Origin of the sequence: Pseudomonas sp. Root562 (assembly GCF_001427125.1) — a bacterium.
GTDB lineage: Bacteria > Pseudomonadota > Gammaproteobacteria > Pseudomonadales > Pseudomonadaceae > Aquipseudomonas.
Genome location: NZ_LMGK01000006.1, coordinates 237725 through 250830 on the forward strand (window position 1 = coordinate 237725; position 13106 = coordinate 250830).

Below are 13106 nucleotides of genomic sequence, written 5' to 3' on the forward strand. Positions count from 1 at the left end.
TGGCGAGGGAGCTCGCTCCCGCTCGGCTGCGAAGCAGTCGTAAATCCAGGCAACGCGGTTCGCCATTAAGTCAGCCAGGGGCCGCTTCGCAGCCCGGCGGGAGCAAGCTCCCTCGCCACAGTTGATGGTGTTTACAGATGCAACGCATGCCCCAGAGCACGCAATGCCGCTTCCTGCACCGCCTCGCCAAGCGTCGGATGCGCATGGATGGTGCCGCCGATGTCTTCCAGCCGCGCGCCCATCTCAAGGCTTTGCGCGAATGCCGTGGACAACTCCGACACACCCACGCCTACCGCCTGCCAGCCGACGATCACATGGTTGTCACGACGGGCGACCACGCGCACGAAGCCGCTTTTCGATTCCAGCGTCATCGCCCGGCCATTGGCGGCGAACGGGAAGCTGGAAACAATGCAGTCCAAACCTGCAGCCTTGGCTTCGTCCGGAGTCTTGCCGACCACCACCAGTTCCGGGTCGGTGAAGCACACGGCGGCGATGGCGGTCGGGTTGAACTCGCGGGGCTTGCCACTGATCAACTCGGCAACCATTTCGCCCTGGGCCATGGCCCGGTGCGCAAGCATGGGTTCGCCACTCAGGTCGCCGATGGCATACACATTGCGCATGCTGGTCTGGCAGCGGTTGTCGATTTTGATCGACGACCCGTTCATGTCCAGGTTCAGCGCTTCGAGGTTCCAGCCTTGGGTGTTGGGTTTGCGGCCAACCGCGACCAGAACCTGATCGGTTTCCAGGTTGAGGGTATCGCCGTTCGGCTGCGAAACCTGCAAGGTTTTATTAGAAGAATCAAAGCCTTGTACGCTGTGATTCAAGTAAAGCTTCACACCGAGTTTTTTCAGTTCGTCGTGTACGGGCTGAGTCAATTCAGCGTCGTAGGCTGGCAGAATCCGATCCTGCGCCTCGACCACGCTGACATCGGCGCCGAGCTTGCGGTAGGCAATACCCAGTTCCAGACCGATGTAACCGCCACCTACCACGATCAAGCGCTTGGGTACGGATGTCGGCGCCAGGGCCTCGGTGGACGAGATGATCGGCCCGCCAATCGGCAACATCGGCAGGTTCACGCTTTTCGAACCTGTCGCCAGCACCAGGTGCTCGCATTGAATGCGCGTGTCGCCGACGTCGACGGTTTTACCGTCGACCACGTTGGCCCAGCCTTGCACGACCTGAACCTTGTTCTTTTTCAACAGCGCGGCGACGCCGGTGGTCAGGCGATCGACGATGCCATCCTTCCATTCGACGCTCTTGCCGATGTCCAGCGTCGGCGCCGCAACGCTGATGCCCAGGGCTGAGTGCTGATTATGCTGCTGCGTCTGGTGAAACTGCTCAGCGACATGAATCAATGCCTTGGACGGAATGCAGCCGATGTTCAGGCAGGTGCCGCCCAACGATTGGCCTTCCACCAGGATCGTTGGAATGCCCAACTGACCGGCGCGGATCGCCGTCACGTAACCGCCGGGGCCGCCGCCGATGATCAGCAGCGTGGTGTTCAAAGTCTGCATTGCTTACTCCACAAACAGGGTGGCGGGTTGTTCGAGCAAGCCACGGATGGCCTGGATGAAGAGCGCCGCGTCCATGCCGTCGACCACGCGATGATCGAAGGAGCTGGAAAGGTTCATCATCTTGCGGATCACGATCTGGCCTTTGATTACCATAGGCCGTTCGACGATTTTGTTCACGCCGACGATCGCCACTTCCGGCAGGTTCAGCACCGGTGTGCTGACGATGCCGCCCAATGCGCCGAGGCTGGTCAGTGTGATAGACGAACCGGACAGTTCATCGCGGCCGGCCTTGCCGTTGCGGGCGGCCGTGGCCAGGCGCGAAATTTCCGTCGCGCTGTCCCACAGGCTGCGGGCTTCGGCGTGACGAACCACAGGCACCATCAAACCGCTATCGGCCTGGGTGGCGATACCGACGTGCACCGCGCCGAGTCGGGTGATGACTTGGGCTTCGTCGTCGTAACGGGCGTTGATCTGCGGGAAATCGCGCAGGGCGACGACCAGGGCGCGGACCAGAAACGGCAGCAAAGTCAGCTTGCCGCGGGTCGCACCGTGCTTCTCGTTAAGGTGAGCGCGCAATTCTTCGACGGCAGTGACATCGATTTCCTCGACGTAACTGAAGTGTGCCGCGCGCTGGGTGGCGTCCTGCATGCGTTGGGCGATCTTGCGGCGCATGCCGATCACCGGGATCTGTTCTTCATCGTTACGCTGGGCGTAAGCGGCGGCGACCGGTGCCGAGGCGTTGGCTTGACCCTGAGCCAGATAGGCCTCGAGGTCTTCATGCAGCACGCGACCGGCCGGACCGCTGCCACGCACCAGACGCAACTGGATGCCCAGGTCCAGCGCATGCTTACGCACGGCCGGTGAGGCCAGCGGACGCTCATTGGCTTCGCGAGCAATCATCGGCCCCTGGCAAACGGCTGCCTTCGGTGCTGCGGCAGCGACCGGTTTGTTTTCCACCACGGTTTCGGCTTTCGCTGCTGCAACCGGCGCTTGCTTGACCGGTGCCGGTTGCGCCGACTCCTTGACGTTGCCCGCGCCTTCGACTTCGATGCTGATCAGCACGCTGCCGACCGCCATGACTTCGCCCGGCTGACCGCCGAGGGCGATGACCTTGCCATGCACTGGCGACGGGATATCCACCATCGCCTTGTCGGTCATGACATCCGCCAGCACCTGATCCTCGACGACCATGTCGCCGACCTTGACGTGCCACTGTGACAATTCAACTTCTGCAATGCCTTCGCCAATGTCCGGCATTTTAATGACGTGCGTGCCCATTCAGACCTCCATGACCCGTTTCAAAGCCGCGCCCACTCGGGACGGGCCAGGGAAATACGCCCACTCTTGCGCGTGCGGATAGGGGGTGTCCCAGCCGGTGACGCGTTCAATTGGCGCTTCCAGGTGGTGGAAGCAGTGTTCCTGCACCAGCGACACCAGTTCGGCACCGAAACCGCAGGTGCGGGTGGCTTCGTGAACCACCACGCAGCGTCCGGTTTTCTTCACCGACTTGACGATGGTTTCCAGGTCCAGCGGCCACAGGCTGCGCAGGTCGATGACTTCGGCGTCGATGCCGGTTTCTTCGGCGGCGACTTGCGACACGTACACGGTGGTGCCGTAGGTGAGGATGGTCACATCCTTGCCCGGACGGGTGATGGCGGCGACGTCCAGTGGCACGGTGTAGTAACCGTCCGGCACTTGCGCGGCCGGGTGTTTCGACCACGGGGTTACCGGGCGGTCGTGGTGGCCGTCGAACGGGCCGTTGTACAAGCGTTTTGGCTCGAGGAAGATCACCGGGTCATCGTTCTCGATGGAGGCGATCAACAGGCCCTTGGCGTCGTACGGGTTGGACGGCATGACGGTGCGCAGGCCGCACACCTGAGTGAACATCGCCTCGATGCTCTGGCTGTGGGTCTGGCCGCCATAGATGCCGCCGCCGCAGGGCATGCGCAGGGTCATTGGCGCGGTGAATTCGCCGGCCGAACGATAACGCAGACGTGCGGCTTCGGAGATGATCTGGTCGGATGCCGGGTAGACGTAGTCGGCGAACTGGATCTCGGCCACCGGACGCAGGCCATAGGCGCCCATGCCCACGGCAACGCCGACGATGCCGCTTTCGGAGATCGGAGCGTCGAAAACCCGCGAGGTGCCGTACTTGTTCTGCAGGCCTTCGGTGCAGCGGAACACGCCGCCGAAGTAGCCGACGTCCTGGCCGAACACCACGACGTTGTCGTCACGTTCAAGCATCACATCCATCGCCGAGCGCAGGGCCTGGATCATGGTCATGGTGGTCGTGGTCATGGCGGTTTCCAGCTCGATATTGTTGTTGTGATCGTTCATGTCAGATCCCCAACTCCTGACGCTGGCGCTTCAAATGCTCCGGCATCTCTTTGTAGACGTCTTCGAACATGGTCGCGGCGCTTGGAATCTGGCCACCGGCGAGGGTGCCGTACTGTTCGGCTTCCTTTTGTGCGGCAATCACTTCGGCTTCCAGTTCGGCACTGACGGCGGCGTGTTCCTCTTCGGACCACTGGCCGATCTTGATCAGGTGCTGCTTGAGACGCGCAATCGGATCGCCGAGCGGGAAATGGCTCCAGTCATCGGCAGGGCGGTACTTGGAAGGATCATCGGACGTCGAGTGTGGACCGGCACGGTAGGTGACCCACTCGATCATGGTCGGGCCGAGGTTGCGTCGGGCGCGTTCGGCAGCCCAGGCGGAAGCGGCGTAGACCGCGTAGAAATCGTTGCCATCGACGCGCAGCGAGGCGATGCCGCAACCGACGCCACGGCCGGCGAACGTGGTCGCTTCACCCCCGGCAATCGCCTGGAACGTAGAGATTGCCCACTGGTTGTTGACCACGTTGAGGATCACCGGCGCGCGGTAAACGTGGGCGAAAGTCAGGGCGGTGTGGAAGTCCGACTCAGCAGTGGCGCCGTCGCCGATCCACGCCGAAGCGATTTTGGTGTCGCCCTTGATCGCCGAGGCCATGCCCCAGCCAACCGCCTGGACAAACTGGGTCGCCAGGTTGCCGGAGATGGTGAAGAAACCGGATTCTTTGACCGAGTACATGATCGGCAGCTGACGTCCCTTGAGCGGATCGCGCTCGTTGGACAGCAGTTGGCAGATCAGGTCGACCAGTGGCACTTCGCGGGCCATCAGGATGCTTTGCTGGCGGTAGGTCGGGAAGCACATGTCGTCGATGTTCAAGGCCAGGGCCTGGGCGCTGCCGATGGCTTCTTCGCCGAGGCTCTGCATGTAGAACGACATCTTCTTCTGACGCTGGGCGACAACCATGCGGTTGTCGTAAATCCGCGTCTTGAGCATGGCGCGCATGCCTTTGCGCAGGATCTCCGTGGGAACGCCTTCGGCCCAAGGCCCCAAGGCATTGCCCTGATCGTCGAGCACGCGAATCAGGCCGCGGGCCAGATCGGCCGTGTCGGCGGGCTCAACGTCGATTGGGGGTTTGCGCACCGTGCCGGCATCGGTCAGATGCAGGTAGGAGAAGTCGGTTTTGCAGCCTGGGCGGCCCGAGGGTTCAGGGACGTGCAGGCGCAGCGGTTCGTACGCTTGGGTCATGGCTTCTACGCTCGATCTTGTGAATTTCTTGTAGTGAGCTGACAGATTTCGTTCTGTGGAAGAAATCTTGTCCTACAACAATCATAGGCCCGGCCAAGAAGAATATTTCTCTCTGTTTCGTTGCGCTTAAGATCATTTGCAGATAAAAAATCTGCATAAACCTAAAAAACAGGTGGTTTTGTCTCATGCGCAAACTTGACCGTACCGATATCGGCATTCTCAACAGCCTTCAAGAGAACGCGCGGATCACCAATGCCGACCTTGCACGCTCGGTCAACCTGTCACCGACACCGTGCTTCAACCGGGTCAAGGCGATGGAAGAGCTGGGTTTGATTCGCGAGCAAGTGACGTTGCTGGATGCTGATCTGCTGGGGCTGCACGTGAACGTGTTCATTCACGTCAGCCTGGAGAAGCAGGTGGAGGAGGCCTTGCAGCATTTCGAAGAGGCGATCTCCGACCGCCCGGAGGTGATGGAGTGCTACTTGATGGCCGGCGACCCGGATTACTTGATCCGGGTGCTGGTGCCGAGCATTCAATCGCTGGAGCGTTTCATGATGGACTTTCTGACCAAAGTGCCGGGGGTGGCGAACATCCGCTCGAGTTTTGCGCTCAAGCAAGTGCGCTACAAGACCGCGCTGCCCCTGCCGGCCAACGGCCTGACGCTCGGCGCGTAAAACCAGGGCAAATCCGTAGGCGCGAAGCTTGCTCGCGATAGCGATCTCAAGGGCGCAATCGCGAGCAAGCTTTGCGCCTACAGATCAGAGTTGATTGATCGGGATTTTAAGGTACGTCACGCCATTGTCTTCCGCCGGCGGCAAATTTCCCGCCCGCACATTGACCTGGATTGCCGGTAGCAGCAGCGTCGGCATGCCCAGCGTGGCATCGCGCCGGGTGCGCATCGCAACGAATGCCGCCTCATCGATGCCGTCACGCACATGGATGTTGCTTTTGCGTTGTTCGCCGACGGTGGTCATGCAATGCGGTTCGCGGCCCTCGGGCGGGTAGTCGTGACAGACATACAGGCGCACGCTGGCGGGGAAGGCCAGCAGTTTATGGATCGAAGCGAACATCTGGTTGGCGTTGCCGCCGGGAAAGTCGCAGCGCGCGGTGCCCACGTCGGGCATGAACAGCGTATCGCCAACCAGAATCACATCGTTGCCGATCAGGTATGCCATGTCCGCCGGGGTATGCCCAGGCACATGCAGGGCCTTGGCCTTGAGGTTGCCGATGGAAAACGACTCATCCGCAGCGAACAGGTGATCGAACTGCGAGCCGTCGATGCAGAATTGCGGTTCAAGGTTGAACAGCGCCTTGAACACGTTCTGCACCTTGCAGATCGACTGGCCGATGGCGATCCGGCCACCCAGTTCCCGGCGCAGATAGGGCGCGGCGGACAAATGATCGGCGTGGGCGTGGGTTTCCAGTAGCCATTGCACCTGCAGCCGGTGTTCGCGCACGAACGCGATGATCCGGTCGGCCTGCACGGTGGAGGTTCGTCCGGCAGCGGGGTTGTAGTCGAGCACCGGGTCGACGATTGCGCATTGTCCGCCGTCCGCTTCGTAGATCACGTAACTGTAGGTGGAGGAGGCATCGTCGAAAAAAGCTTCAATCAGGGCAGGCATGAGGATTGTTTCTTGGTGAACAAGTCATGAGGTTAGTTTCATTTTCCCTGCGCTGACCAGCCCCTGCGTCATTTCTGTTATCGAAAAATCCGGCTGGGCTCTATCCTGTCACGCTATCGATACCGGGCGTTCCCGGCCTTTGTCATGGATTACGAGCGTTCTATGTTGCTGGCGAGTTTTTTCGGTGTAGTCATGGGTTTGGTGTTGGGTTTGACCGGCGCCGGCGGGGGCATTCTGGCCGTGCCGGCGCTGGTGCTGGGCCTGGGTTGGAGCATGACTACGGCGGCGCCCGTCGCGTTGTTTGCGGTGGGCAGTGCGGCGGCGGTCGGCGCCATCGACGGCCTGCGTCATGGCCTGGTGCGCTACCGCGCGGCGTTGTTGATTGCGGCACTCGGTGCGGTGTTTTCGCCGGTGGGCATCTACTTTGCCCATCAGTTGCCGGAAAAAATCCTGATGGTCCTGTTCAGCCTGCTGATGGTCATGGTGGCCGCACGAATGCTGCGCCGTGAGCGCAAGGATCAAGGGCCAAGCGATCACGGTCACGCCAACTGGGGCCAGAAAAACTGCATGCTCGACCAACAGACCGGGCGCTTTTCCTGGACCGCCAAATGCACCGCGACCCTCGCCGCGCTAGGTGCGGTGACCGGCGTTGTCTCGGGATTGCTGGGCGTCGGCGGCGGGTTCCTGATCGTGCCGGCCTTCAAGCAACTGACCGACGTGCAGATGCGCGGGATCGTTGCCACGTCGCTGATGGTGATCAGCCTGATCTCGGCCATCGGCGTGATCGGTGCTTTCCACGCCGGGGTGCGCATCGATGGCGTGGGCATCGTGTTCATCATCTCAAGCATTGTCGGCATGCTCATCGGCCGCAAACTTAGTGCGCGGGTGCCGGCGCGGGCGTTGCAGGTGGGGTTTGCCAGTATCTGCCTGGTGGTCGCCGCCTACATGCTGTTCAGCGCCAACGCCTAGCCAGTACCGGTTCCTGCGAACGCCAGTTGCGTCGGCAGGCCTAAGCCCTAAGTGGCAAGCCTCGCCGACAGGCGGTCTTACGCCGTTGTAGTCACGCGCCGCTGGCCAATCCAAAGCACCTGAAAACCAGCCCCAAGGCAGCGTATGGCGCCGCCTGTCAGGTTTCGATAATCGCCTCCGACACTTCGTCCCCCGTTTCGGAGCGCCCCATGCACAACAATAAGAAATTCACCCAGCGTTTTCTGCCAGCGTTCATTGCCAGCCTGTCCGCGCTCGGCCTGACCCCAGTGGCCGAGGCAGAGATCATGCTGTACGACAAAGACCAGACCACATTTTCCACCGACGGTTACATCAACGCCTTTTACGTCAACAGCGATGTGGACCGCGCTGGCGATCAGTACGATCGTCGGCAGTCGCGGGTGAAGATGGGCTTTCTGCCCAACTACCTGGGGTTCAACATGGGTAAGCAAGTTGACGACCTCAAGCTCGGTGCCCGGGCATCGTTTTGGGTCACCATCAACGACAGTGAAACCAACGGCACCGATACCGCCATCGATGTGCGGCAGTTCTATGGAACAGTGGCCAACCCGCAGTGGGGTGAAGTGCTGATCGGCAAGGACTTCGGACTGTTCGCCCGTTCCAACATCCTGCTCGACGAAATGCTCGCCGGTTACGGTCAGGTCAGCGACACCTTAGGACTGGTGGACGGTGGCGGGGTGTCGTTCGGCAACATCGGCACCGGCTACCCGTACCCGTTCCCGACGTCGCAGATCACCTATCGCACCCCGGTGATGGACGGTCTGCGCGTGGCGGTCGGCATCATGGACCCGGTGGACACCAACGACAGCAGCCCGACGGGCAAGGCCTATCAGGAAAACCCGCGCACCGAGAGCGAGATCACCTATCAGTTCGACCTGGCCGGTGCAAAGATCTACAGCTGGGTCAACGGCAGCTACCAGACTTCGGACAACACCGATTCGACCGTCGAAACCGTCACCTCCAAAGGGCTCGGTTATGGCGTGCAGGCGAAGATGGGCGGCCTGTCTCTGACCGGGTCCGGTTTCCAGGCCAAGGGTATCAACCCGTTCTTTACCAACAATGCGGGCGAGCCGACCCTGCGCAACGTCGACAGCGACGGCTACTTGATGCAGGGCTCCTACAAACTGGGCAAGAACCGCCTGGCCTTGTCCTACGGCAAGACCAATGACGACGGCAACGGCGTGGTGGGCAGCGGAGCGGACTACGAGACTCGCGGCATCGCGTTGTTCCATGACGTGAACGACAACCTCAAGCTGGTGGCCGAATACAACCAGTTCGAAATCAACGGTCACGACACCGATGAACAGAACGAAGACACCGATACTTTTGCGGTGGGTGCGGTGCTGACCTGGTAACCCCGGCTGGTGGCCCTGGCCGTGCGCATCGCGGCCAGGGCCGCCAACCGTCTCATCCCATCGAAGCGGCTACCCGCTACCCAAGTAGCATTCGTCGCATCGCGCAGACTTCGTACACTCGTGCCTCATACACGCGCCTGCCGGAGGCGATGATGCAGCAGAGCGAAGGGGTCGTCAGTGCAATGTCCCAGGCCACCGATGCCTTTCAGGTGGCGCAGGAGCTGGCGCGGCAGTTGTTGCATCCGCACCTGGGGTTCGTGCTGTTTTTCTGTTCAGCCGAGTACGACTTGCAGGCGTTAGGCAAGGCCTTGCAGCAAAGCTTCGGTGGCATTCGGCTGGCGGGTTGCACCAGCGCCGGAGAAATCACGCCGCTGGGCTACGGACGCAATTGCGTGACGGCGGTGGGCTTCGATCATCGGCATTTTTCAATCGCGGTGGAGCTGATCGATCAGATGGAGCACTTCAGCCTGATCGACGCCCAGCAAATGGTCGAGCGCCTGGTCAGTGGCTGTCGCAGCAATACCCTGGCGCCGATCAAGGGCAACAGTTTTGCCCTGACCCTGCTTGATGGACTGTCCAGCCGTGAAGAAATGGTCCTGGCGGCGCTGAGCGCGGCCTTGGGCGACATTCCGCATTTTGGTGGTTCGGCCGGCGACGATAACTACCTGACCCATACCCATGTGTACTTCGATGGCGAGTTTTACAGTGGCGCCGCCGTGGTGGTACTGGTCAATACCTGGCTGGATTTCGAAGTATTCACCACCCACCACGTAATGCCGCGCGCCGAGAAGTTGGTGGTCACGGGGGCCGACAATGCCTTGCGCCGGGTGTTCGAACTGAATGCCGAACCGGCCGCCGCCGAGTATGCCCGGCATATCGGCGTGCCGGTGGCGCAACTCGATCACCGGGTCTTCGCCGCGCACCCGCTGGCCGTGCGCATCAATGATCAGTACTACGTGCGGGCCATCCAGCAGGTGCATCCGGACCTGAGCCTGAGTTTCTACTGCGCCGTGGAAAACGGCATCGTTCTGACCGCCATGACCCCAGGCCCGATGCTGCCGAACCTGCAAAATCTGTTCGAGGGCTTGCAGGCGCGCCTGGGGGAGTTGCTGTTGACCATCGGGTGCGACTGTTTCCTGCGACGCCTGGAGCTCGAAGACGATGGCAGCCTTGAACAGATCGGCAGTTTTTTGCGTGAGCAACGGGTGATGGGTTTCAACACCTATGGAGAACAGTTCAATGGCATGCACATCAACCAGACCTTCACCGGCGTTGCCATTGCCCGCGGCCGTGCCCCAGGACATCGCTGAACTGCAGGCCGAACTCGCCAGGCTGCGTCTTGAAAACCACAAACTGCAACGCATCAATGGTGCGCTGATTGAGCGGGTCGAATCCGGGGTGACTCGCGGCAATGATCCGTACGCGGCCTTCCAGCATTCGGTCGTGCTGGCCGAGCAAGTGCGCGAGCGCACCGATGCGCTGAACCAGGCCATGGCCGAACTCAAGGCCGGCAATCATCTGCTCAGCGAAGCCCGCCTGCGTGCGGAAACGGCGCACCAACACCTGATCGATGCCATCGAAAGCATTTCCGACGCATTTGTGCTGTTCGACGCCGAGCAGCGCATTGTGCTGTTCAACAGTCGTTTCAAGGCGTTCTGGAGCAAGAGCCGAGTACGAATCAACGCTGGCATGCGCCTGAGCGAGGTCAAGCGCCTGATGATGAGCAACGGCCTGTTCACCGAAGAGCCTCGCGGGCATGCCGATGAAAACCTGCTGTATCGCCTGCAGAACGGGCGCTGGCTGCAAGTCAGCGAGCGGCCGACCCAGGAAGGCGGGCGGGTGATTCTGTTCATCGACATCACCGACGTCAAACTCAGCGAAACCATGCGCCGCGAGCAGGCGGTAGCGCAGAAGTCGCATCTATTGCAACGCGCGGTCGACAACCTCTCGCAAGGGGTGGCGATGGTCAGCGCCGAGGGCATTCTGGAGTTATGGAACCGGCGTTTCCTGGAATTGAGCGGACTGGCACCGGTAGCTGCCCACCGGCCGTTTGCCGAGGTGATTGGCGACAGCGAGTTGACCCTGCTGACCCCGTTCAGCCGCGATGGCAACGGTCGCCCGATACGCGAATGCGAACAGCGTTTATACGACGGCCGGGTCCTGGAAATCCGCACCCATCCATTGCCGACAGGCGGCTTCGTCAACACCTTTACCGACATCACCGAACGCTATCAGCACGCCGAGGCCCTGAGTGAAAGCGAGCGCTGGATCCGCCTGATCACCGATCACGTGCCGGCATTGATCGCCTACCTCAATGCCGACCTGGTCTACGAGTTCACCAACAAGGTCTACGAAGAATGGTATTGCTGGCCGCGGGGCGTAATGCTCGGCCAGAGCTTGCGCGAAGTGCACAGTGAACAGCATTACCAGCGCCTGGAATCCTACGTGGCCAGGGCATTGGCGGGGGAGAGCGTGACCTTCGAGTTTGCTGAAACCAACGTCAACAACCAGGAGCGCTACATGCTGCGTTCCTATGTGCCTAACCGTTTGGCCAATGGAGAGGTGGTAGGGATCTTCGTGCTGATTCGCGATATCACAGAGCGCCGCCGCACGGCCGAGGCGCTGCATCAGGCGTATCAGAACCTTGAGTTGCGGGTGCGCGAGCGCACGGCGGAATTGACCACTCTCAACGATCAATTGTTGCGCGAAATCGGTGAGCGGCGTCTGGTCGAGTCACGCTTGCGCGAGGCCAAGCAGGAAGCCGAACAGGCCAACCTGTCGAAAACCAAGTTCCTCGCTGCGGTCAGTCACGACCTGCTGCAACCATTGAACGCCGCACGCCTGTTCACCAGCGCCTTGCTGGAACGGCGCGAGCCGATGGCCAGCGAGATTCTGGTGCGCAACGTGAGCAATTCCCTGGAAGACGTTGAGAATCTGCTCGGCACCCTGGTGGATATTTCCAAACTCGATGCGGGGGTGATCAAGGCTGACATTGCGCCGTTCGCCCTCAGTGAATTGCTGGACAACCTGGCCGCCGAGTACACCCAGGTGGCACTCAGTGAAGGCCTGCAACTGCGCTACATCGGCTGTTCGGCGTTGGTGCGCAGCGACATTCAGTTGCTGGCGCGCATTCTGCGTAACCTGCTGAGCAATGCGATTCGCTACACCAGCAAAGGTCGTGTGGTGCTCGGTTGTCGCCGTCATCGGCAGCGCCTGACGATCGAGGTCTGGGACAGCGGCATGGGCATTGCCGAGCATCGTCTGGAGGAGATTTTCCAGGAGTTCAAGCGCGGTGATGTGCAGCGCCCGGACCAGGATCGCGGTCTGGGCCTGGGTCTGGCGATTGTCGAGAAAATTGCCGGTATCCTCAGCCATCGCATTCAGGTGCGTTCATGGCCTGGCCAGGGCTCGATGTTCTCGGTCGAAGTGCCAATCAGCGCCACCGCGCCTGCAGCACCGCCGACGTTGCAGATGAGCGAGCCGATGCTTGAGCGCCTGCGGGGGGCACGGATATGGGTGCTGGACAACGATGCGACCATCTGCGCCGGCATGCGCACGTTGCTGGAAGGGTGGGGATGTCGGGTGGTGACGGCGTTGTCGGAACAGGACCTGGCACGGCAAACGGACAACTACCACGCCGAGGCCGACCTGCTGATTGCTGATTATCACCTGGACAACGAACTGAACGGCGTCGACGCCGTGGCGCGCATCAATGCCGGTCGTAAGTCAGCGATCCCGGCGATGATGATCACCGCCAACTACAGCAATGAACTCAAGCAGCAGATCCGCGAACTGGGTCACACGCTGATGCACAAACCGGTGCGGCCGATGAAGCTGAAGACGGCGATGAGTCATTTGCTCGCAAGGCCATGAGCCTGCCGGTGTTTGTGAGGGCCTCATCGCTGGCAAGCTGAACTGGTCAAGTAATCCCGGACACCGATTACGGTGTTTATGCCGCTTTTTGCTCCATGGCTATCGGCGACAGATAGTTGTTGTAGCTGTGGAGCCTGGTGCGGTTGTAGTACATGAAGAG

The 13106-nt window shown here is 61.0% G+C and carries 10 protein-coding genes; 5 read left to right on the forward strand and 5 right to left on the reverse strand.

The genetic code is table 11. The features are described from left to right. Window positions 1-131: 131 nt before the first annotated feature. Genes lpdA through ASD60_RS08025 form a run of 4 tightly spaced genes read right to left on the reverse strand, consistent with a single transcriptional unit; the run spans window position 132 to window position 5088 of the window. Complete coding sequence (lpdA, locus tag ASD60_RS08010; RefSeq protein ID WP_056853494.1) at window positions 132-1514, reverse strand: dihydrolipoyl dehydrogenase; 1383 nt, start codon at window positions 1512-1514, stop codon at window positions 132-134. Window positions 1515-1517: 3 nt separating this feature from the next. Then, on the reverse strand, window positions 1518-2792 hold the full coding sequence (locus tag ASD60_RS08015) for a dihydrolipoamide acetyltransferase family protein (protein WP_056853495.1): 1275 nt from the start codon (window positions 2790-2792) through the stop codon (window positions 1518-1520). Further along, window positions 2793-3851: an alpha-ketoacid dehydrogenase subunit beta gene (locus ASD60_RS08020; protein ID WP_053158507.1), complete on the reverse strand. Its 1059-nt coding sequence runs from the start codon at window positions 3849-3851 to the stop codon at window positions 2793-2795. A 1-nt stretch (window position 3852) separates the two neighbouring features. Next, entirely contained in the window at window positions 3853-5088 is a 1236-nt protein-coding gene (locus tag ASD60_RS08025) for a 3-methyl-2-oxobutanoate dehydrogenase (2-methylpropanoyl-transferring) subunit alpha (RefSeq protein WP_056853496.1), read from the reverse strand. Between the two features lie 185 nt (window positions 5089-5273). Between ASD60_RS08025 and bkdR the strand changes: the two genes are divergently transcribed. Then, window positions 5274-5762, forward strand: coding sequence for a Bkd operon transcriptional regulator BkdR (gene bkdR, locus ASD60_RS08030; RefSeq protein WP_041476986.1), 489 nt, complete (start codon window positions 5274-5276; stop codon window positions 5760-5762). Window positions 5763-5846: 84 nt separating this feature from the next. Here the strand turns inward: bkdR and ASD60_RS08035 are convergent, their stop codons facing one another. After that, the gene (locus ASD60_RS08035; RefSeq protein ID WP_056853497.1) at window positions 5847-6710 is read right to left on the reverse strand and encodes an MBL fold metallo-hydrolase; all 864 of its coding nucleotides are present in this window, start codon (window positions 6708-6710) and stop codon (window positions 5847-5849) included. Between the two features lie 162 nt (window positions 6711-6872). Between ASD60_RS08035 and ASD60_RS08040 the strand changes: the two genes are divergently transcribed. From ASD60_RS08040 to nahK, 4 genes are all read left to right on the forward strand, one after another. Continuing rightward, window positions 6873-7679: a sulfite exporter TauE/SafE family protein gene (locus ASD60_RS08040; protein ID WP_056853498.1), complete on the forward strand. Its 807-nt coding sequence runs from the start codon at window positions 6873-6875 to the stop codon at window positions 7677-7679. Between the two features lie 209 nt (window positions 7680-7888). Then, a complete protein-coding gene (locus ASD60_RS08045) occupies window positions 7889-9073 on the forward strand; it encodes a porin (RefSeq protein WP_056853499.1) in 1185 nt (394 codons plus the stop codon). 152 nt (window positions 9074-9225) lie between these two features. Beyond that, window positions 9226-10383, forward strand: a complete 1158-nt coding sequence (nosP, locus tag ASD60_RS08050; protein ID WP_442965988.1) for a nitric oxide-sensing protein NosP — start codon at window positions 9226-9228, stop codon at window positions 10381-10383. Continuing rightward, window positions 10313-12946 (forward strand): hybrid sensor histidine kinase/response regulator NahK/ErcS', encoded by a 2634-nt coding sequence (gene nahK / locus ASD60_RS08055; protein WP_082557548.1) that lies wholly within the window; start codon window positions 10313-10315, stop codon window positions 12944-12946. The genes nosP and nahK overlap by 71 nt, the downstream gene beginning before the upstream one ends. Window positions 12947-13106 lie beyond the last annotated feature (160 nt).